Here is a 20,167-nt window from a genome sequence, read left to right as displayed (position 1 = left end):
CTGTTCTTTTATTCAATTCGCGGTCTGTGGTAGGGTGAAGTATACGAATGCAGGCGCTAGGAGGAGCTTATGGAATTTATACGGAAGCTGTGGATTTTCGGTTATCAGCAGGCCTTGTCCTGCCTATTTCCGGTGATTATCTTCGGCGCGCTGGGACTGACCAAGGTGGTTGAGATTCCGGGTTTGCCGCGGTATGATCTCATTCTTCTCATCTGCGTCTTGGCGCAAATCGGGATGCTGGTGAGCAAGCTGGAGACATGGGATGAACTGAAGGTTATCTGCGTCTTTCACGTCATCGGATTGATGCTGGAGCTGTATAAAGTGCATATGGGCTCATGGTCTTACCCGGAGGAGGGCTGGAGCAAAATCGGCGGCGTTCCGCTGTACAGCGGCTTCATGTATGCGAGCGTAGCCAGTTATATCTGCCAGGCTTGGCGGCGAATGAATTTGCGCATCACCGGCTGGCCGCTGCCTGTACTGACCGTGCTGATCAGCGCGGCGATCTACGCCAATTTCTTTACCCATCACTACGTATGGGATGCGCGCTGGCTCCTCACGGCATTGTTGTTCGTGGTGTTCGGCAGAACCATGGTGTATTTCGACGTTGACGGAAAAACCTTGCGCATGCCGTTGGTGCTGTCGTTCCTGCTGATTGGTTTTTTTATCTGGATCGCTGAGAATATCTCCACGTTTCTCGGGGCCTGGACCTATCCGGGACAGGAACGGACATGGAGTCTGGTGCATATCGGAAAAATCAGCTCGTGGTTCCTGCTGGTGGTCATCAGCGTCATTATTGTGGCTCAGCTGAAGCATCTGAAGCAGGGCAGAGGACCGTCCAAAGACAATCCAAAGGGAACGGTCATGTGAATGTAGCTTAGCGGATTTGATCCTTCATTCAGAATCATGTATCCTATGGGTATTCGAAACGATGGAATTAGCGAGCCATAAGGCAAAATACTTGTCATGAACATAGATGGTTGGAATTTTGGCAGGGAGGAGTATTCACATGAAAAAAAGATCATTGGCGTCGTTGTCCAAAGGCATGGGATACTCCACCGCTGTTTTCTTTGATCGGTCCGATGACGGGAGAAGTCTGTCCAAAATCGGATATTCGGCGATCAAGGATCCTTCATGCTATTGACTAAAATGAGGGAGCAGTGGAATTAAAAACACCACAGGTCGCTGGCTTGTGGTTGCATAGATCGGCATGTACACCACAGGTGCGCTGTGGTGTTTTTTTGCGTTTCTAATGATACGAGCAAAGGAGAGGTAGACCATGTTCATGCAAGGAAAACAGATCTATGTCAAGTCGGTAGAGGAATCGGATGCGGAAGCGCTATGGAAGCTCGAGGTGGATAACCGGGATTTTTTCCAACGGTTCACGGGCTTAAGGGACGACGAATTCTATACCCTTGAGGGACAACTCGAACGGATTCGAAAGGCCCGGGAATCCAGCAAGGCGGATCAGGCGTATCTCTATATGATTGGACTGCGGGATACCGAAACGATCATCGGCGAGATCATGCTGACGGAAGTGGTGCGGGGGAATTTGCAGAGCTGCTGGATCGGTTATTTTCTGGACCGGGACCGTAACGGAAAGGGGTACATGACCGAGGCCGTTCAAATGGTGGTGAGGTTTGCCTTTCAGGAATTGAAGTTTCACCGGATTGAAGCGGGCGTGATGCCGCATAATTTAGGCTCGATCCGAGTGCTCCTGAAATCCGGCTTCCATAAAGAAGGCATCGCCAGGAAAAACGTGAAGATTAACGGGAAGTGGGAGGACCATCAGACACTGGCTTTGTTGAATGAAGCCGATGAGGAGGTCTCGTCCCCGATTCAGCGGTACAATCCGTCCGTCATCGCCCCGCCGATCGGTCCGTATACCCATGTAACCAAGGTTGCGAGAGGAGCTGAGCTGTTGGTATTCTCCGGCCAGGTGGGGACCGACAGGGAGGGGAAGCTGCCGACCGATATGAAGGAGCAAGTAGAGAACACCTTGGCTAATACTCAGCGGGTATTGGCCGCGGAAGCCATGTCGGCGGATCATATCGTCAAAATCAACATTTGGGCGGTTCAGGAGGTCGACTGGGATCATTTCCACCGGGTATGGGAGAAATTCCACGGGGGAAAGGCGCCGTCCATGACGATGGCCTACGTGCCGGCGTTGGCGATGCCGTCCCTTCTGGTGGAGATCGAGGTATGGGCAGCGAGAGGGTAACGCTTGATGTAGAGGAACGGATTGCAGCCGTCATATAAAGGCATAAAAAAACCTCCGTGATCCCTGTTTAGGGGACCTCGGAGGTTTTGTGTATATGGAAGGAAACTTATAGATCGTAAACTTATAGATCGTCAAAGCCGTTGTCGTCGCCAACTTTGCCGTAGTTACGGGATTTGGCTTCGAAGAAGTCGGTTTTCGTTGCGTTGAGGGCTTCGTCGGAGAAAGGCTTGATCCATGGCATGCAGTTGACGTCCACGCCTTCGTAAGCTTTTTCCAGACCCATCATGGTGATGCGACGGTTCGCGATGTACTTGATGTAATCGCTCAACTCGTTCAGATCGATGCCGCGCACATTGCTGAGCGTGTAGTGGGCCCAATTGGTTTCGAGCTCAACGGCACGGTCAATGGTGCGGTACAGGTAGTCGATGTTCTCTTTGGTGTTCAGCTCAGGGAAATCCTTGAGCAGCTGCTTGAACACTTCGGCGAAGAAGTAGCAGTGCTGGTTCTCGTCACGCTGAATATAGGAGATCATCTGGCTGGTTGCCATCATCTTCTGGTCACGGGCCAGGTTGTAGAAGAAGGCAAACGTGCTGTAGAAGAAAATCCCCTCCAGGATCAGGTCGGCAACCATGGCTTCGAAGAAGGATTGCGGCGACGGATTGTCGCGGAAATTCTGGTAAATGTTCGAGATGAACTGGTTGCGCTCCAGAAGAACCGGATCATGCTTCCAGTATTCGAAGATTTCCTTCTGCTCCTGCTCCGATACGATGGAGGATAGCACGTAGGAATAGGATTGGTTGTGAACCACCTCTTGCTGACCGATGATGGCCGAGATGGCTTCGAGCGACGAGTCGGTGAAGTAACGCTTCACGTCGCCGACAAACATCGTCTGCATGGAATCGAGCACAGCCAGCAGGGAGATGTTGATTTTGAAGGTGCGCTGCTCTTCAGGGTCCAGGCGCGGGAACTGCTGCGCATCCTTGGACATCGGGATTTCATCCGCGATCCAGTGGTTCAGCAGCAGAACCTTATACAATTTATACATATGCGGCATCCGAATATCGTTCCAGTTCAGGATCCCGGAGCATTCACCTTCAATGACGCGAGTGGAGCGGTTGGGTGCCTCGGTGTTAAATATCTTTTGCATTTGCATGCCGATTTTCTCTCCTTGTATTTCATAATAGGGCAGAAGTGTTGAAGGGAAACTAGCGGATTCATGGGACGGGTATCCATCTCCAGCCGCTGTTGTCCGCCCTTTGCCTGAATGTATTTTAAAGGTTGCAAAGGGCTCCCAAAGGCGGACGTAAACTCTTCCGATTGGATACCCTTACCCTTGTAGTCTTTTATTAGAAAGCATATTCAACATTGCTTACAGCCGTTCGATATGAGCCAAACATGCAGCGATTCCCGAAGGGAAAGCGCTCCGAGGGGGATGTAACTCAACAATCGCGCGAAGTAACTCAATGGTCCCCGCACCGTATGAGAAGCGATTCCCAAGGGGAGAGCGATCCCAGCAGACAGTAACTCAACAAATCGCGCGAAGTAACTCAATGGTCCCCGCACCCGTATGAGAAGCGATTCCCAAGGGGAGAGCGATCCCAGCAGACAGCAACTCAACAAATCGCGCGAAGTAACTCAATGGTCCCCGCACCCGTATGAGAAGCGATTCCCAAGGGGAGAGCGATCCCAGCAGACAGCAACTCAACAAATCGCGCGAAGTAACTCAATGGTCCCCGCACCGTATGAGAAGCGATTCCCGAGGGGAGACGATCCCAGCAGGCAGTAGCTCAACAAATCGCGCGAAGCAGCGCATTCGTCTCCGCGCCGCATTCCAGCGTTCCCGCAGGGAGAAAGCGCTCCTAGCCACTAAAGCAACTTAAGAAGCGCCTCATTCACACCCTACCCACCTTGCGGGTGTCCAGAGGGCAGAGCCCTTGGGGCCCTCCCTTGGAAGGGAGGGTTTGGGTGGGTTCGAAAAAGGTTAATCTAAACTCTTAGCTTGCGCACGACTCACACTCTTCAATCGTCAGCGCGCGGCTGCGTACATAGTACGTGGATTTGATGCCGGCTTTCCAGGCATGCAGATGCAGCTCCAGGAATTCCGAAGCCCGGATATCAGGGCGGACATACAGGTTAAAGCTTTGCGCTTGGTCAACGTGACGCTGACGGGCGGCAGCCATTTTGATGGACCAATGCTGGTCGATCAAGAAAGCCGTTTTATAGTACCAGATCGTTTTCTCGGACAGATCCGGAGCAGGGTTCGCCACTTTATACGTGGTTTTTTCTTCATAAGACAGAAGTTCGTACAATGGATCGATGCTCGCCGTGGAACCCGCGATAATCGAAGTGGAGCCGTTCGGCGCGATGGCAAACAGCCATGCGTTACGAACGCCGTTCGCTTGCACTTCCTGCTGCAATTCACGCCATTGCTCGGTGGTCACGAACTTGCCTTCATGCTCGCCGTCGGTGTAACCGCGGAACGTGAAGTATTCGCCGCTCTCCCAATCGGAGCCTTTGAATTTCGGATAGTGGCCTTTTTCCTTGGCCAGCTCCATGCTGGATTTGACGAGCAGGTAGTTGATGTGTTCGTACAGATTGTCATTATAGGCAACGGCTTCGTCGGATTCCCAGCGGATGCCTTCCAGCGCCAGCAAGTGGTGCAAACCGAAGGTGCCGAGACCGACCGCGCGATATTGGCTGTTGGTGTATTGAGCTTGCAGAACTTCAATATTGTTAATGTCGATGACGTTATCCAGCATGCGAACCTGGATCGGAACGAGACGCTCCAGCACACCGGCCGGTACGGCACGAGCCAAGTGGATGGAGTTCAGGTTGCAGACAACGAAATCGCCAGGGATCTTGGAAATCACGATCCGGGTTTGGCCGTCTTTCGTAACCAGCTCCTCTTGCTCAACGACCGTCGGAGATTGGTTCTGCATGATCTCCGTGCACAGGTTGGAAGAGTAGATCATGCCATGAGCCGAGTTCGGGTTCGCACGGTTGACCGTGTCGCGGTAGAACATGTACGGCGTACCCGTTTCAAGCTGGGACTTCATGATGCGCTTCATAATGTCGATGGCTTGTACGGTAATGCGCGGCAGCAGCGGGTTCGCTACGGCTTCCGCGTATTTTTGGCGGAATTCGCCTTCGCCTTGAGTATGGTCATAGAAGTCCTCCAGGCCTAGCGGACGGCCGTTCTCGTCTTTCCAGCCCATGATTTTCTTCACTTCATGCGGACAGAACAGGCTCCACTCTTCACGCGCTTCGACGGCCTCCATGAAGAGGTCGGGCAGGCATACGCCGTGGAACACGTCATGCGCTCTCATGCGCTCGTCTCCGTTGTTCAGCTTCAGATCCAGGAAGGACAGAATGTCTTTATGGAACACGTCCAGGTACACCGCGATGGCGCCTTTACGGGTTCCCAATTGGTCCACGCTAACAGCGGTGTTGTTCAGCTGGCGAATCCAAGGGATAACGCCGGAACTGGTGTTCTTGTGTCCGCGGATATCGGAGCCGCGTGCACGGACTTTGCCGAGGTACACCCCGATGCCTCCGCCCATTTTGCTGAGACGGGCAATGTCCGTATTGGAATCGAAGATTCCTTCCAGGGAGTCGTCCACGGTATCGATGAAGCAGCTGGACAGCTGGCCGGCTACTTTTTTGCCTGCATTCGACATCGTCGGCGTAGCGGCGGTCATGTACAGATTACTCATGGCCCAGTAGGCTTCTTTGACAAGGTCCAGACGCTTGTCGGCAGGCTCGTTGTGCATGAGGAACATGGCAATCACCATGTAGCGCTCCTGCGGCAGCTCCATGACGCGACCGTCAAAATCGGTTGCCAGGTAACGCTCAGCGAGCGTCAACAGACCGATGTAGTCAAACAGCAGATCGCGGCTTGGATCGATGCATTCGCCGAGCTCTTCGATTTGCTCCTTCGTGTAGCTGGTCAGAAGATCCTCGCGATAGATGCCTTTCTGTACAAGCTCCGTAATGAGCGGGTAGAAGGCACCGTACGGCTCTTCCGGATATGCTTTGTATCGGCGGTTGGTGGCCGCTTTTTTATATAAAGAGGTCAGAAACGAACGCGCAGCTGCAAACTTCCAATTCGGCTCCTCTTTGGTTACAAGCTCAAGGGCGGACATCGTGAAGGCGCTGCTGATTTCTTCGCCGGTAACTTGCTCACCGCGCAATTTGGCATTGACGCCGCGAAGCAGACGCTCCTTATCGAGCATGTCCAATCCTTTCAGAGTCCGGTCGGCATAGACGGAGAGGCGAATTTCATCAAAGGCGAGCTGACGGTTGTTCGGTTTAACTACGAGCTGGGGCATGAATAAATTCCTCGCTTTCTTCGGGGGAAATATGAAAAAGGACATCAAAAAAACATTTTCTAAAACCCGCGGGCAGGCTTGAAAATGTCCGTGCGCTGTGATCGGAAATGACGTTTGACATAAGCCCTTGAACGGGCATGATGTTATGTACAGACGCAAGTTTAACGAACACTTACCTAAAGCCCCGTAGGTTGGTGTCTGCTGCATATAGGCAGGTCTCTGACTCGGGCATCTGCCTCCCGGCGGTGCCTCCCGAAAACCTTGATCCGATTCTTCGGTGGCTATGCCGTAAGAGGAAGGGCTGAAAAAATGATGAACAGCCTAAGAGCCCTTACAGTGGCGGGACCGTGATGGATTTACACCATGCTTCCCTATTAAGCCGGACTGCCTTATGGGTTGATCCGGCACCTATATACACTATATTTGGTTGTTGTTAATCTAATTTAACCCAATATATTGTGTTTGTAAACCATATTCTTAAAATTGAACGCAAAAAGAATTATAGCAAACGAGCGGTCATTGTGCCAGTTAAGAAACTGTCAAAAGGCGATAAGATTTCCTGGATTGTGACCAAATGCGACCTTTTCTGCACAGATACCGCGTATATTCTCGTTTTGACAAAATAGGATATTACCGTATGGATGAGGCGGGCAGGATACACTATATCTTGTGTGAGGCTAAAATTGAAGGGCTTTGATATGGCGGACCGAAATTGGTATGATATCCATATCCGGAATTGGAATTGGAAAATGGAAGAGTATCGCATGATTGAGATATGACGAGGGAGGTTGTTCAGATGGCAATAGCAGAAGTAACGGTGATTCCGATCGGAACCGCAACCACGAGTTTAAGCGCTTATGTCGCCGAGATGCAGCGAATATTGAAACAGCAGGACGGGATTTCCTATGAGCTGACTTCGATGAGCACGATCATCGAGGGAGAGCTAAACATGATCTGGCGGGCGATTGAGGCTTTGCATGAAGCGCCTTTTCTGTCCGGGGCCAAGCGCGTATCGACTTCCGTTAAAATTGACGACCGCAGGGACCAGGTCTCCTCGAGCAAACAGAAGATCCAATCCGTGCAGGAGAAGTTAGGCGGGTAATGCCGCCAAATCCGGTGGATATTCCCGTTAGATTAGGACTTGCATTTTGCTGTCGAAGTATTATAATAATTTTTGTTGTTTCGTGAGGAAGGATCATCAAACCACATGTGCTGGTGTAGCTCAGGGGTAGAGCAACGCACTCGTAATGCGTAGGTCGGGGGTTCAATTCCCTTCACCAGCATCTTCATAAAGTCAATAACGGCGCGGTTTTCCGAGTTTTCGGAATCGCGCCGTTTTTGTTTAATAACCTACGCTTCTAACATTTTTCTAACCTTTAGTCGAGTAAAGTGGGTTTTTCGTCCTCGATTTGGTTCCCTAAGATCGAGTCACCAATTGTATTTAGAACAGCTTTTTGCAAGTTGGGTAGTACGTGGGAATAGGTATCTAAGGTTACATTAATAGAAGAATGGCCTAGACACTCGGAGAATTTGTACAGTGTTAGCAAATAGAGCGATTGATCGAATGCTACTATCATTTTTGGTATCGTCAAAGTCGTGTCCTTTCTCTGCAAGAGTGTAAGATTGGCGGACTGAAGCCATTCTCCTCATAAGATCAACATCTACTCTGCTTATACCAAGATCTCACTTTGTCTCATGCCGGTTGAAGCTGCCAATTCAAAATCCGTGTAATACTGGTCATCTTTTACTGCATCAAGGAACGTTTTCAGGCTGCTGCTCGTTCCACACTTCAAATTTCTCCTTTTTCCCTTGGGGAAGGGTTACATATTGAGCTACATTCTGTGATACCAGGCCCCAAATAACTGCTCGGTTAAGCGTCCAGTATGATGACATGAACTTTTTTTATTGATCCAACTGTAAGCTTGGCAAGTAGGGTTTTGTGATACAAGTCATGGAAGTGTTGTGGTTTTAGTTTCGTGGCTTTTATTAAACCCAAGTTTTTGGGATTATGTGAGTATACACAAGCCACTCGTAGGATTTCCATGTCCCATGTTTGACGGATGTTTTTTTATCTTGAAGCCAAGTCTCCATGATCTCCCCAAAAGATTTCTTCGTAGGTCCGACCAAAAGTCTCGTTATTAAGCGAATTAAGGATCTCAGGCAAACCACGCTCGGCATCTCTCTTTTTATCGAACCCACCATTCGGACCAGATATCCATTTTCTTCGTCTTTTATTAGTGACTTCATCACGCATGTCAACGACAATATAATACTTGTTTCCTTTCTGAGCCACATGTTCTCTCAATGCTAATCCCGGCTTAAAACTCATCTCCATGAAATCTTAGAAGTTCCTCGATATCCTTTTTTTGAATAACAAACCGGTAGGCGGAGTTATAGTACCTACTGGCGAGGTGACTGAGTCTCAAACTGATAGTCAGTCAATCGTGTAGTCCAAATCATTAAACTGTATAGGTTTACTATCTACAAATGCTTCTAATCGGTTGTCCTCAATTCGATTGAAGGGCCGTCTAAAAAGAAGAAGGGAAAGTGATCGATATAGGGAAAGATTTTGCGAAGCTTACTGGAGAATTGACAAAAGGTATCAAATTCGGGGAGGCGACGGTTGAGATTAAACTGACTTTTCCGCTTAAAGCAGCATTACCGCATTTGGTGTACTTAAGTAACAACCAAGGGGACGAGCTCAATGTATTCCTTGGATATCCGCAAATGGCATTCGACTTCGAAGAGGATGAAGACGAAGCCTACAAACTTTACCAAGGTGGCCGTCGCGTAACTGCAGATGCCTCTGGTGTGGTGACAACGGTTGAACAACCGGATGAGCAAAAGGATGAAAATCAGGCTGAGCTTGACCTCGATGAGTCTGGCTCAGAGGGGTTCGCTGAACACAGTGGTGGACAAGTTAAGGATCCTGCAGGAGACCCTCCGCCGGAAGTAGAAGAGGACGAGCTGAATGATTACGAAAAGGAAATCATGGGTGAGGGTTCGAAGCAAGAAGGTTCTGATCTTCCTGAATGGATGCAAGAACAGCAGCAAGCGGATGAACCGGATGGACACGAGATGACCTTCGAGGATGCTGATCAAGAGCCTGCAGCGAACGAGAACTCTGAAACTGAGGAAAGCCGGGCTTCCAGCGATGAAGAGATTAGCAAGGAAGAGTTGGAAGAGTACATTCTTGCTCAGCGACCATCACTCCCTGACCATCCGCTTGATTTCCCAGAATTGCTAAAACGTAAGCGTACGGAGGAAGCGACCTGGCGTAACGGAGTTGCTTAAAAGAAAATTGTATTTCAGCCCCGGTCGAAGCCGACCGGGGTACACATTCTTTAAAGAGAATTAAGGAGTTGTGCTAAAAATAAAGCGCAAGCTCCAATTACCAGCAAAATAAAAACCATGACAATAACAAATATCTTACCATTCATCATTTTCACCTCGAAAAGAGTAAGTAGGCAGCGATCTGATATATAGGAAATTATATTAAATTAAATGAAAAGACCCCCTCATCCGTGGCAGGGGCGGGGGTCGATCGGTAATATATTCCTCTCAATGATTATAACACAAAGGGGATTGAGGGGAATGGCGATGACATGGGGACAAGGAGAGCTCTTTCCAAAAGCAAATAAAGCGGAGATCCAGCGCACAAAATTCCTGCTCGGAAAATATAAAGAGATGACTATGCTCATGCAGGATTTTGAGAAATTTCAACAGGACCTTAAACAAGTGGCCATTGATGGCGAAGCAGCTCGTCGCATCGATCAGGAGGATCTGCATGCTGATAAGACGGCCAACGCTACGATTCTGATAGAAAAGCAGCGCTGGGTGTATAAGCAGTACAAGTTTTACACGCAACAGCTTCAGAGGGCATTTGGATTGATTCAAGACGAGGATGAAAGGAAGCTGTCGGTTACAGGTACATGCAGGGCTACTCTTACAAGGAGACGCTGTTTTTCTTCCGGCATGGTCTTAGTGACAGTACAATTCGGCGAATACAGAGAGCATGGCCAACACGCTTAAGCTCATGGGATTTTTTGAGCAAGATATTGAGGATTTTTGAAAGTATACAAAGAGCGGCAACCTTAAGATTCGATTAAATCTTAGGTTGCCGCTTTTTGTAAAATAGACGTTTTTCATTAAAAAATCTGAAAATTTCGCATTCAGCGAAATCTTCAGATTTTCTTTAGATATAACCACAGTAAATCCTTAGACTTTTTCGTTATTATGTTCATGTCGAAAACATTGCGAGGAGCTAAAACATGATAAGTGATACCATCATACAACTAGTTGAGCAATACGGTTATCTGGCATTTTTCCTAGCTTTCTCCCTAGGGCCATTTGGAATTCCGGTTCCAAATGAAGTAACGATATTAACAGGTGGCATACTAAGTAACACTGGTGTTTTAGATCCCTGGATAACCTATATTTTCATCTTCATTGGCTTATTAACAGCCATTACAATATCTTATTTTGCAGGCAGAATTCTTGGAAAGAATATTAGTATTAGATTTCAAAATAATCGTCACTTTCAGAAAGCAGAAAAGATATTTAAGCAACGAGGAGATTTGGCAATGTGTCTAGGAGCATTCATTCCACTTGTTCGGTATATTATTCCTTTAGTTGTTGGACTAAAAGGGGTTCAATTCAAAAAATTTGCCCTTATATCTTTCTCTAGTGTTTTTGTATGGACAGTATTGTTTTTTACTGCCGGCAGATATTTGGGGGAGATCGTATTTTAATTAATCCAATGTTCAGCTTTCTAGAAGAGAAGTGAATGTACACTTTAATCTTTAATGCTCTTGTGATTAATAAGGATAAAATAATGGGGGGAAAACAGTTGAATATCAATGAGTCTTTACTTTTTTTGCAAGGCTTTTTCAAGAATCCACAACGAGTAGGGAGTGTTATACCTAGTTCTCGATTTTTAGCTGCTAAAATGATTCAGTCTGTACCATGGAATGAGGTAACGGCGGTTGCTGAGCTTGGGGCAGGTACAGGTGCTATCACACGTTCCATGAAGAATCAATTAAATGAATCAACAAAGGTGTTATTGTTTGAACGAGATAAGAAAATGAGAAATAATTTAAAAATAGATTACCCGGATTTCGTATGTCATTCTAATGCATGCCAATTAGTAAAAAAAATGAATCAAGATGGGATTAATCAGCTAGACTGCATTATAAGCGGGCTACCATTTTTTAATTTCACAAGTGAAATGAGAGAAACTTTACTAAATCAGATTATTGAGGCACTTAAACCAGGAGGGATTTTTGTTGCGTTTCAGTACTCTCTTCAAATGAAAAAAAAATTAGCTGAAGAATTTGTAATCGAAAAAATTGAGTTCGTGCCATTCAATTTCCCACCAGCTTTCGTATACATCTGTCGCAAAAGGGAGACTCTGTAATTGAATATGAAACTCACTTAATATATTTACAGGGTTACTTTAATTTGCGATTGTAGTAGCTTTAATCACTAAAAAAGGAGCACTTATATGAATACAGTACTTGTTGTAGATGACGATTCAGAAATTCGAGATGTCATTCACGTATATTTGCGAAATGAAGGATATCGTGTAATTGAAGCTGTCGATGGTCTGGAAGCGCTGGATGTAATTAAAACAACATCAATCCAGTTGATCATCCTGGATGTTATGATGCCTCGAATGGATGGTATTAGTGCCTGTATTAAAATAAGGGAAATATCGAACACTCCCATTATTATGCTTTCAGCCAAAGAAGAAGATATTGATAAAATTACGGGTCTTATTACTGGAGCGGACGATTACATGATAAAACCCTTTAATCCTTTAGAGTTGCTCGCTCGAGTAAAAGCTCAACTGCGGCGACAATCATTAATAGGAAAAGAAGAATTTAGTTCGCTAATACTCATAAAAGATCTTGCTATTGATAAGGCTAAACATTCCGTTACGTTAAAAGGGAACAATATTTCGCTAACCCCTCTTGAGTTTTCGATTCTAGAGTTGCTTGCAAGCCGCCCAGGTCAAGTTTTTAGCTCTAATAAGATCTATGAAAGTGTATGGAAAGATCCGTACGGAAATGCTGATAATACCGTAATGGTTCATATTCGTAATTTGCGAGAAAAAATTGAAGAGTCACCAAGAGAACCCCAGTATATCAAAACGGTTTGGGGAGTGGGCTATAAAATTGACTGATGTACAAAAGCCAAAAAGGCAAAAAAAAATCCAGGTCAACATTTTAATTAGAATGATGATCAGTTTGATTATTGCTGTCACAATTAACAACTCGCTTATTTTTCTTGTGGAAATCTCAAACGCATGGGAATGGGATGTATTGCGAAATGTTTATCCCTATTTCATGACCCCTCTGTTCATAGGAATATTTATTTTTACATTCCTGGGGTTGACTAGACGAATCGTTAAAGACTTAATCAATTTGGAAAATGGGTTGCAAATCATTTCTGAAGGGAATTTAACACACCGAGTGGATGTTCATCGAAAGGATGAACTCGGGAGAGTTGCATATAACATCAATCTGATGGCGGAACGTTTACAGCGGCAGATTGAAAAGGAACGTGAACTAGAAAACTCCAAGATGGAAATGATCACCGGAATTTCGCACGACTTACGTACACCTCTTACAAGCATTATTGGTTATATAGAACTTTTAAGAACAAATTCATTTCAAAATCAAGATGAATATATTCGATTTGTTCAAAACACTTATAACAAAGCTATTCACTTAAAAAAATTGCTTGATGATTTGTTTGAATATACCCGACTTACTTCAATCGAAACGCGCTTGGACCTAAAGAAGATCGATGTATTCCAACTCCTCAATCAATTACTTTTTGAATTTGAACCGATCGCCCAAGAGAACAGTATCCATATTGTGAAAGAGATAGGGGACTCTCCTGTTATATCCCTCATTGACAGTGAAAAAATTGCTAGAGCAATTGACAATCTGCTGATGAACGCTCTTAAGTACTCTGTAAAACCGGGAGCCGTTTGTATTTTAATGAAATCGGATAATAAGCAAATAAAAATAGAGATCGAAAATAAAGGAAATTCCTTGACGCAAGAACAACAAAATAAACTCTTTGATCGTTTTTATAAAGTTGATCATTCACGGAGTAGTGAAGGCATTCAAACGGGAGCCGGCCTTGGTCTTTCAATAGCCAGAAATATTGTTGAATTGCATGGAGGAACTTTAATCCTCAATTATAAAAACAATATATTTAAATTCACTCTTACTCTGCCTCTTGAAGAAAATGTGAATAGCAAGATTGTCCAGTGAAAGTGAACGGCCAAGATGTATAGAAAATAAAGTTCCGGAACAACACATCTAATTTGGTCCCCAAAGGAAGTTACTACGTGACGGCTGATCCGCAGAGTGTACAAACGCTACGAAGGGAAGTACGGTTACCGACAAACCCAATTGTTCCTGTGGCAGGATCAGGGTGTGTGGATGAATCACAAAAAGGTACTATGTCTCATGCAAGAACTTGGACTCCAAGGTAGAATTCGCAAGAAGCGCCAATTCAACATGGTCTACAAGGCCGCGGAACGTGTGGCTGAGAATCTGCTTAAGCGTAATTTCACGGCGGAAAAACCAAACCAAAAATGGGTAACGGATGTAACCCAATACCGGGTGGGTGAGCGTTGGCTGTATCTCTCGGCCGTGAAAGACTTATTTAACAACGAGATTGTGGCCTACCAGCTCAGCGAGCGTAACGACAATGAACTGGTTTTGCAGACATTTACCAAAGCGTTTGCCAAACAAAAAGACGTGACCGGATTGGTCGTTCACAGCGACCAGGGGTTCCAGTACACGTCTCATGCTTATCACGACATGCTGCCAAAGGTTAGCGCCCAAATCAGCATGTCTCGACGGGGCAATTGCCTAGACAACGCCTCCATGGAGAGCTTCTTCTCGCATCTCAAAACGGAAGGGCTCTATCCTTATAATATCCGAAATCTAACGGAGGCACAAAGCCGAATTGAGAAATACATACAATTTTATAATCGAGGACGACTACAGCGCAAATTAAATAAACTGACGCCGGTAGAGTACCGACGCCAGTTTGCGGCCTAGGTGTTTTTTCAATGTCCACTAAATGGGGTCTTGACCAACAAGGCTGGCGGGGTTCTTTTTTTATTTATAAAGCATTTCCGCCCTGACATTTCATGATTATTTGAATACCTTGTATCGTATCTGACAAGAAGGAGGATATTACTATGAGCGAAGTCGGTTATGAAAGAGCTGGGGGATATGGAGTTAATAATTCAGTCGGGGCAATTCTCGTTCTTTTTATTTTATTGGTAATCATTACAAGTGCCTTCGTTTAATACTCCCCGAATGACAAAGACCCTGCCTGCAAATTTAGGTGGGGTCTCTTCACATGAACAAAATTTAAGTTATTTAATTTGTTCTTGAACGTAAGGAGGACAATATAATGAATCCAGGAATGTGCTCCTTCCGACACAGAGGACATTCTTCAGCTTCTTGCACTCCGCTGGTTTAGGCTGGCGGGGGAGTTTTAAGTCACCCACAATTAAGAAGTTGAATATCATGTGACATAGCTCTAAACACACAAGCAAGGTTTGGCTATGGAGAAGCTGAAGAGTATGTTGGCTAAATTCAAACCGAGCGGTGTTAGATGTCTTTATTTTTTGTCATTAATGATAAATACTCTTCTAAGGGTTCAATTCCCTTCACCAGCATCTTCATAACGTCAATAACGGCACGGTTTTCCGTCAATCGGGAACCGAGCCGTTATTTGTTTGTGTTGGCGAATATGCAATATTATTCGTTCCCATCAAAATGATAGATAAGTTGTACAACGCCTGAGGAGAACGTTCTTGTATCCACCATTTTTAAATTCAGCCTTTGTTTTATATCCACAAACAGCGGTTTCCCTTCTCCCAAAACGACAGGGTGAACGGATAATCGATATTCATCAACAAGTCCCAAATTGATAAAAGTCGTAATAAGACTTGCTCCACCGTACAGCCAGATGTCTTTACCGGGCTTATTCTTTAATTTATTTACTTCTTCAAAAATGCTATCATTTATGAATATTGCGTTATGATCAGTCCTCTTTTGTGTCCTGGAAAATACATACTTTTCTTTGCTGTGAACCATTTCCCAAAATTCTTTTTCTGAATCCGTATGTCCAATTTCCGGAGTGAATTGTCCCCATAAATCGTAGCTTTTTCTTCCATATAGAATGGTATCGATTTGATTTAAAAAATGATTAAACCCCATCTCAGGGTCCATAATGCACCAATCAACTTCACCATGCTTTCCTTCAATAAAACCATCCAAAGTAACCGCTAAATCTAAAATTATTCTTCGTGTCATGCTTTATTGCTCCTTTCGTTACGTTAATCTACCATCCAGTATAGACCTCAAATACGTCACCTTATGTCATAATCTGCCCAACCTTGTTAAAATGATCTTGTTCTTCCTCTCTCTATTTTCTTGTTTCTGGGCTTTCATTAATTGCTTTGATCATTGGTATTTATAGATCCCTTAAGAAGTAGAATATTCAAAATAATTTGCAAGTAGCTATCTGTAAGTTAATCTAACAAGCTATAGCTAAGTCTTTTCATGAGCACTGTGCCGTTACCTTAAGGCTGTTTGATGAGTATAAAGAGTATAGAGTTTACAGGCACTGCTGTCTGATCGATATGTCCAGACGTGAAATTAAACTGTCTACTACAGAAGGTGAAATGCAACATTTCCTTGAGGTGATATTTTGGGGCGATAAACCATGTAAAGCTTTGAGATATATATTCACGTGGATAGCCTTTATTTTTGTTATATGCGTTTGGTTCAGTTCTCACAAAACGTTATATTAAGGGTTTGTAACGCTGTCCGTCAGTGCCGGATACCTAATACACATTGTAGGAGTGAAAAGAGGGGAAAGTGAAGATAACAAACTGTTCTTGTCCATCATTTCGTGTTGTTTATGTTTTTTTAGTCTCGCTATATATTTTTAGTATTACACTTTAGCCCGCCAGCAATAAGCTGACGGGCTTCGGTTTTCTAACGGCATATAAATATTTATAAAATTCTAAGAGTAACAAATCGCCGGGGCGTTATTGTGTAATCCGTTCATTTACCCCTTATCTTGATCTAATCAGCAGACATGGCTTCTGCTTTGGTTTCATGGACCGTGCCAAATGGATGCTCAGGAGGGGCATATATCACGTATATTTTTAGCGGTACGCTGCCCGTATTGGTTACATTGTGCCATTTTCCTGCGGGTATCATGATGGCATAACCATCATAGGCCATTTGTTGAAAATCTAAATTGTTTTTGCTATCGCCCATTTGAACAAGCCCCTGACCTTGTTCAATGTGTATGAATTGGTCGGTTGTGGGGTGAACCTCTAGTCCAATGTCATCACCAACATGAATGCTCATTAGGGTCACTTGTAAATGTTTCCCTGTCCATAAAGCGGTTCGGTACGTATTGTTTTGTTTCGCAGCTTGATCAATATTCAGTACAAGTGGTCTTCGTCCATAATCCGTTATTTGAATATTTTCATGATCATGATTTCGACTGGCATCATACCAACTGAAATAATGAGGATTCAAGTTATGAAGCCGGTTGTAATCGTTCCAGTATTGATATCTTGGATCAAACACTTGATAAGGGTAGTATGGATTGCGGTACATGTTCATTCTCCTTTTATCATTTCATCATTTTCTGGTTATCCTATGCTGCCGCCTAATTAAACGATTCGAAAATGGGCTAGGGCCTATAACTTAAGACAAGCGGTAAGCTAAGACATGGATATCGTCTTGGACTGCCGCTTTCAGATTTTGAGTTACCTTGCGCCTGAAATGGAAACAGAAATATGCTGATCCCGTGATATAATTCGGGTAAAAAGTGGAGCGTGAACAAATGCTTAGACTGGAGAGTGTAGAGAAGAATCAAATAGGCGTTTATGCGGCAGCCTTGATATTAGGCGCGGTAATTGGCTTATTAAGTCCCACCACAGGCATGTTTGTTGAGCCTGCCATATCATTCATGATTGCCATTCTTCTTTTCAGCATGTTTTGTCAAATTCCGTTCCTTAAGCTGAGGGAGGCTTTATCCAACGGGCGTTTTATAGGAGCTTTATTGCTTGTGAATTTTGTTCTAACACCGGTTCTCGTCTATATTCTAACCTTGGTATTTCCTCAACCGGCTCCCGTTTTACTTGGTGTTTGCCTTGTGCTTCTGACGCCATGCATTGATTATGTTATTGTTTTTACACAGTTAGGGAAAGGGAATGAGCGATTGATTCTTGCGTCCACACCGATCCTTTTTGTAGTACAAATCATTATGCTTCCGTTTTACTTGTGGCTTTTCCTTGGCTCGGAAGCAGCAGAAATGGTCAAGGTCGGCCCATTTGTCGAGGCATTTATCTTCTTGATTATCGTCCCGTTGCTTCTTGCTTTAGCGGTACAGTTCTGGGCTAAGAAAAGTGCCAAGGGTTCAAAATCGTTGCAATTAACCGCATGGCTCCCCGTACCCTTTATGGCAATCGTTCTTTTTGTAGTCATTGCTTCACAAATCGGTAGGGTGTATGAAGACCTTAGCGTTATCATAGCGGTTATTCCCATCTATGTTCTATTCCATATCATGACGCCATTTATTTCACGAGCGACTTCGGCGTTTTTTCGAATCGGACCCAAGGATGGGAGAGCGCTTATATTTAGTGCAGGGACACGGAATTCATTAGTCGTTCTTCCTTTAGCACTTACTCTGCCTGAGGAAATGGCTACGATTGCAGCAGCTGTAATCGTCACTCAAACCGTGATCGAGCTAATCGCCGAGCTTGTTTATATACGTGTCGTGCCAAATTTGATTTACCGAATCGAAAATAAATGACCGCCTGACTGAACGGGAAATATCGTCGTCCGGTGATATTCGGATCGCTGGCAGAGGCTGGCGAAGGTATTTTTTGTCTATGAACAGTCCATGCGCCCTGACACTTCATGAAATTTTGAATACGTTATATCGTATCGTAAGCAAAGGAGGGAATCTCATGGGCGAAGTTGGATACGGCGGCTATAACTCTGTCGGAGCGATTCTTGTTCTCTTCATCTTGTTGGTCATCATTACTGCTTCTTTCTGGGTATAATTTCGTTTCTTTCGCGTAACAAAAAGCCCTGCCGACTCATGTCGGCAGGGCTTTTTAAATCCTAAAGGGATGAAAGTATCGGGGCTCAAAATATAACCATCAGAACCCCGGATACGAGAACGATCGATCCCAGAACCACAAGAAGAATCCCGCTGGATTTTATATAGCGAATGTAGTCGGAATCAGGCTCCGACCCATACTTTATGTTCCACATTTTATATAAGGACCCCCATGTGGGTTTGCATATCCTCATGACACCACGAATGATAAGAGCTGCAGCGAACACGATAAGTACGAATCCAGACATATAACCCGTCTCCGATCGGTTAGAATAGAAGTAACACAGATGAAATCACCGCCTTGCCTAACATGACGGCAATCTCCGGGAAAGTTCCATTGTATGCATAATATCAGGGACTCCGGATGAAATGAAGCTTGGGACTGAGCACAAGAGGTCAACTCATAACCGTAACCGGGCCATTCGATATAGGCTCCAGCAAACACCGAACGCACCCCATTGGAGTATCTTATATATTATACTCGTCCTTGCAGTAGGATCTATAGTTGCTTGCCTAGTAAACGTGGAAGCATGAGCGGAAGGAAGGGATGCGGCCTACTTCGCTGTATTTAGCCACCAGGCTATTCAACAACCTACAAAGGCGGTGAATGATCGTGAAAAAGGTTTGGATTGACGCAGGACATGGCGGAAAGGATGCCGGAGCCACCGGAAACGGGCTGCAGGAAAAGGATATCGTATTAGCGCTGTCCTTGGCCGTTAAAAAACGATTGGAAGCCGAATACGACGGCGTTCAGGTATACCTCTCCCGCTCTTCCGACGTGTTTCTGGAATTGGCGGAACGGACCCATAAGGCAAACGCCGCCGGTGCCGATATCCTGGTAAGCATCCACTGTAACGCAGGCGGCGGTGCAGGGGGCTTCGAGTCATATCGATATACCTCCCCAAGCTCGGGTTCGGTAAAACTCCAGAATGTTATTCATTCGGAGGTCATGAGCGCGATTGCATCCTACGGAGCAAGCGATCGAGGACAGAAGGCGGCTAACCTGCATATGGTCCGTGAATCTAAAATGCCTGCGGTGTTGACCGAGAACCTGTTTATCGATGTGGCAGCGGATGCAGCCAAGCTGAAATGGCAGGACGTGATGGACGCTCTGGCGAGTGGCCATGTCAACGGCATTGCCAAATACCTGGGGCTTCAGAAGAAAGAGGGGGCTGCTGCGGTGAGCGATAAAGTCAATGTCATTGTAAACGGTAAGCAGATCGAAGATGGCAAGCTGGAGAATGGCGTGACCTATGTACCGCTCCGGGCCATCGGTGAGGCATTAGGCGCCAAGGTGGGATGGGATAACAAGACCAAGACGGCTACGGTGACGACCGAATAGGCTATGGTCCGGGGATTTTAGAATGACGTGTCTCCCACAAACGAATGGAGCCGATCCTTGATGCAGATGCACAAGGATGCGTTCATGATG

The 20,167-nt window shown here is 45.5% G+C and carries 21 protein-coding genes, 1 tRNA gene and 1 riboswitch; of the genes, 16 read left to right on the top strand and 6 right to left on the bottom strand.

Going from position 1 to position 20,167, the window contains the following annotated elements; translation table 11 throughout:
* The first annotated feature begins 69 nt into the window (after window positions 1-69).
* The 3 genes from BMX45_RS12925 to BMX45_RS12920 all read left to right on the top strand — a co-directional run bounded on the left by BMX45_RS12925 (window position 70) and on the right by BMX45_RS12920 (window position 2,218).
* Complete coding sequence (locus BMX45_RS12925; protein WP_090910023.1) at window positions 70-867, top strand: DUF817 domain-containing protein; 798 nt, start codon at window positions 70-72, stop codon at window positions 865-867.
* A gap of 139 nt (window positions 868-1,006) precedes the next feature.
* Window positions 1,007-1,141 carry a hypothetical protein gene (locus BMX45_RS32120; protein ID WP_012818850.1) on the top strand — a complete coding sequence of 45 codons (135 nt, stop codon included), beginning with the start codon at window positions 1,007-1,009 and terminating at the stop codon, window positions 1,139-1,141.
* A gap of 135 nt (window positions 1,142-1,276) precedes the next feature.
* Entirely contained in the window at window positions 1,277-2,218 is a 942-nt protein-coding gene (locus BMX45_RS12920; RefSeq protein WP_090910022.1) for a GNAT family N-acetyltransferase, read from the top strand.
* A gap of 121 nt (window positions 2,219-2,339) precedes the next feature.
* Here the strand turns inward: BMX45_RS12920 and BMX45_RS12915 are convergent, their stop codons facing one another.
* The gene (locus tag BMX45_RS12915) at window positions 2,340-3,371 is read right to left on the bottom strand and encodes a ribonucleotide-diphosphate reductase subunit beta (protein ID WP_036670897.1); all 1,032 of its coding nucleotides are present in this window, start codon (window positions 3,369-3,371) and stop codon (window positions 2,340-2,342) included.
* Window positions 3,372-4,212: 841 nt separating this feature from the next.
* Window positions 4,213-6,546, bottom strand: a complete 2,334-nt coding sequence (locus tag BMX45_RS12910; protein ID WP_090910401.1) for a ribonucleoside-diphosphate reductase subunit alpha — start codon at window positions 6,544-6,546, stop codon at window positions 4,213-4,215.
* Between the two features lie 192 nt (window positions 6,547-6,738).
* Window positions 6,739-6,973, bottom strand: a riboswitch (cobalamin riboswitch).
* A gap of 369 nt (window positions 6,974-7,342) precedes the next feature.
* Here BMX45_RS12910 and BMX45_RS12905 point away from each other — a divergent pair.
* Entirely contained in the window at window positions 7,343-7,648 is a 306-nt protein-coding gene (locus BMX45_RS12905; protein ID WP_036664605.1) for an MTH1187 family thiamine-binding protein, read from the top strand.
* Window positions 7,649-7,757: 109 nt separating this feature from the next.
* Window positions 7,758-7,829, top strand: a tRNA-Thr gene (locus tag BMX45_RS12900).
* Window positions 7,830-8,532: 703 nt separating this feature from the next.
* On the opposite strand, the gene BMX45_RS32235 is transcribed toward BMX45_RS12900, so the two are convergent.
* Together BMX45_RS32235 and BMX45_RS12885 are read right to left on the bottom strand one after the other, a co-directional pair.
* On the bottom strand, window positions 8,533-8,637 hold the full coding sequence (locus BMX45_RS32235; protein ID WP_175495104.1) for a tyrosine-type recombinase/integrase: 105 nt from the start codon (window positions 8,635-8,637) through the stop codon (window positions 8,533-8,535).
* Complete coding sequence (locus BMX45_RS12885) at window positions 8,615-8,881, bottom strand: Arm DNA-binding domain-containing protein (RefSeq protein WP_090910020.1); 267 nt, start codon at window positions 8,879-8,881, stop codon at window positions 8,615-8,617. Before BMX45_RS12885 ends, BMX45_RS32235 begins: the two co-directional genes overlap by 23 nt.
* Before the next feature lie 212 nt (window positions 8,882-9,093).
* Here BMX45_RS12885 and BMX45_RS12880 point away from each other — a divergent pair, with 212 nt between their 5' ends.
* From BMX45_RS12880 to BMX45_RS12845, 8 genes are all read left to right on the top strand, one after another.
* Window positions 9,094-9,840 carry a hypothetical protein gene (locus tag BMX45_RS12880; RefSeq protein WP_090910019.1) on the top strand — a complete coding sequence of 249 codons (747 nt, stop codon included), beginning with the start codon at window positions 9,094-9,096 and terminating at the stop codon, window positions 9,838-9,840.
* Between the two features lie 300 nt (window positions 9,841-10,140).
* Window positions 10,141-10,578, top strand: coding sequence for a hypothetical protein (locus tag BMX45_RS12875; RefSeq protein ID WP_254778058.1), 438 nt, complete (start codon window positions 10,141-10,143; stop codon window positions 10,576-10,578).
* Between the two features lie 239 nt (window positions 10,579-10,817).
* Window positions 10,818-11,297: a DedA family protein gene (locus tag BMX45_RS12870; RefSeq protein WP_175495102.1), complete on the top strand. Its 480-nt coding sequence runs from the start codon at window positions 10,818-10,820 to the stop codon at window positions 11,295-11,297.
* 83 nt (window positions 11,298-11,380) lie between these two features.
* The gene (locus BMX45_RS12865; protein ID WP_090910400.1) at window positions 11,381-11,962 is read left to right on the top strand and encodes a class I SAM-dependent methyltransferase; all 582 of its coding nucleotides are present in this window, start codon (window positions 11,381-11,383) and stop codon (window positions 11,960-11,962) included.
* Window positions 11,963-12,049: 87 nt separating this feature from the next.
* The gene (locus tag BMX45_RS12860) at window positions 12,050-12,730 is read left to right on the top strand and encodes a response regulator transcription factor (RefSeq protein WP_090910018.1); all 681 of its coding nucleotides are present in this window, start codon (window positions 12,050-12,052) and stop codon (window positions 12,728-12,730) included.
* 52 nt (window positions 12,731-12,782) lie between these two features.
* On the top strand, window positions 12,783-13,832 hold the full coding sequence (locus tag BMX45_RS12855; RefSeq protein WP_090910399.1) for a sensor histidine kinase: 1,050 nt from the start codon (window positions 12,783-12,785) through the stop codon (window positions 13,830-13,832).
* Window positions 13,833-13,928: 96 nt separating this feature from the next.
* On the top strand, window positions 13,929-14,630 hold the full coding sequence (locus BMX45_RS12850; protein ID WP_254778057.1) for an IS3 family transposase: 702 nt from the start codon (window positions 13,929-13,931) through the stop codon (window positions 14,628-14,630).
* Window positions 14,631-14,773: 143 nt separating this feature from the next.
* Window positions 14,774-14,884, top strand: coding sequence for a sporulation protein YjcZ (locus BMX45_RS12845; RefSeq protein WP_090910017.1), 111 nt, complete (start codon window positions 14,774-14,776; stop codon window positions 14,882-14,884).
* Between the two features lie 457 nt (window positions 14,885-15,341).
* Here the strand turns inward: BMX45_RS12845 and BMX45_RS12840 are convergent, their stop codons facing one another.
* Together BMX45_RS12840 and BMX45_RS12835 are read right to left on the bottom strand one after the other, a co-directional pair.
* A complete protein-coding gene (locus tag BMX45_RS12840; RefSeq protein WP_090910016.1) occupies window positions 15,342-15,899 on the bottom strand; it encodes a dihydrofolate reductase family protein in 558 nt (185 codons plus the stop codon).
* A gap of 777 nt (window positions 15,900-16,676) precedes the next feature.
* Entirely contained in the window at window positions 16,677-17,222 is a 546-nt protein-coding gene (locus BMX45_RS12835; RefSeq protein ID WP_090910015.1) for a cupin domain-containing protein, read from the bottom strand.
* Between the two features lie 229 nt (window positions 17,223-17,451).
* On the opposite strand from BMX45_RS12835, the gene BMX45_RS12830 reads away from it, so the two are divergent.
* From BMX45_RS12830 to BMX45_RS12820, 3 genes are all read left to right on the top strand, one after another.
* Window positions 17,452-18,423, top strand: coding sequence for an arsenic resistance protein (locus tag BMX45_RS12830; RefSeq protein WP_090910014.1), 972 nt, complete (start codon window positions 17,452-17,454; stop codon window positions 18,421-18,423).
* Window positions 18,424-18,580: 157 nt separating this feature from the next.
* Complete coding sequence (locus BMX45_RS31600) at window positions 18,581-18,676, top strand: hypothetical protein (protein ID WP_012818867.1); 96 nt, start codon at window positions 18,581-18,583, stop codon at window positions 18,674-18,676.
* Window positions 18,677-19,348: 672 nt separating this feature from the next.
* On the top strand, window positions 19,349-20,077 hold the full coding sequence (locus BMX45_RS12820) for an N-acetylmuramoyl-L-alanine amidase (RefSeq protein ID WP_090910398.1): 729 nt from the start codon (window positions 19,349-19,351) through the stop codon (window positions 20,075-20,077).
* Window positions 20,078-20,167 lie beyond the last annotated feature (90 nt).

The sequence above is a fragment of the Paenibacillus sp. cl141a genome, assembly GCF_900109305.1.
GTDB lineage: Bacteria > Bacillota > Bacilli > Paenibacillales > Paenibacillaceae > Paenibacillus_AQ > Paenibacillus_AQ lautus_A.
The sequence above is the reverse complement of the archived record's forward strand: the minus strand, read 5'-3'. Positions and strand labels throughout refer to the sequence as shown.

Coding starts and splice junctions, on each gene's coding strand:
- BMX45_RS12905 (WP_036664605.1), top strand. CDS start 7,343: ATGGCAATAGCAGAAGTAACGGTGATTCCGATCGGAACCGCAACCACG.
- BMX45_RS12840 (WP_090910016.1), bottom strand. CDS start 15,899: ATGACACGAAGAATAATTTTAGATTTAGCGGTTACTTTGGATGGTTTT.
- BMX45_RS12830 (WP_090910014.1), top strand. CDS start 17,452: ATGCTTAGACTGGAGAGTGTAGAGAAGAATCAAATAGGCGTTTATGCG.
- BMX45_RS12845 (WP_090910017.1), top strand. CDS start 14,774: ATGAGCGAAGTCGGTTATGAAAGAGCTGGGGGATATGGAGTTAATAAT.
- BMX45_RS32235 (WP_175495104.1), bottom strand. CDS start 8,637: ATGGAGACTTGGCTTCAAGATAAAAAAACATCCGTCAAACATGGGACA.
- BMX45_RS12915 (WP_036670897.1), bottom strand. CDS start 3,371: ATGCAAATGCAAAAGATATTTAACACCGAGGCACCCAACCGCTCCACT.
- BMX45_RS12855 (WP_090910399.1), top strand. CDS start 12,783: ATGATGATCAGTTTGATTATTGCTGTCACAATTAACAACTCGCTTATT.
- BMX45_RS12920 (WP_090910022.1), top strand. CDS start 1,277: ATGTTCATGCAAGGAAAACAGATCTATGTCAAGTCGGTAGAGGAATCG.
- BMX45_RS12885 (WP_090910020.1), bottom strand. CDS start 8,881: ATGGAGATGAGTTTTAAGCCGGGATTAGCATTGAGAGAACATGTGGCT.
- BMX45_RS12925 (WP_090910023.1), top strand. CDS start 70: ATGGAATTTATACGGAAGCTGTGGATTTTCGGTTATCAGCAGGCCTTG.
- BMX45_RS12860 (WP_090910018.1), top strand. CDS start 12,050: ATGAATACAGTACTTGTTGTAGATGACGATTCAGAAATTCGAGATGTC.
- BMX45_RS12835 (WP_090910015.1), bottom strand. CDS start 17,222: ATGTACCGCAATCCATACTACCCTTATCAAGTGTTTGATCCAAGATAT.
- BMX45_RS32120 (WP_012818850.1), top strand. CDS start 1,007: ATGAAAAAAAGATCATTGGCGTCGTTGTCCAAAGGCATGGGATACTCC.
- BMX45_RS12910 (WP_090910401.1), bottom strand. CDS start 6,546: ATGCCCCAGCTCGTAGTTAAACCGAACAACCGTCAGCTCGCCTTTGAT.
- BMX45_RS12865 (WP_090910400.1), top strand. CDS start 11,381: ATGGGGGGAAAACAGTTGAATATCAATGAGTCTTTACTTTTTTTGCAA.
- BMX45_RS12870 (WP_175495102.1), top strand. CDS start 10,818: ATGATAAGTGATACCATCATACAACTAGTTGAGCAATACGGTTATCTG.
- BMX45_RS31600 (WP_012818867.1), top strand. CDS start 18,581: ATGGGCGAAGTTGGATACGGCGGCTATAACTCTGTCGGAGCGATTCTT.
- BMX45_RS12875 (WP_254778058.1), top strand. CDS start 10,141: ATGGCGATGACATGGGGACAAGGAGAGCTCTTTCCAAAAGCAAATAAA.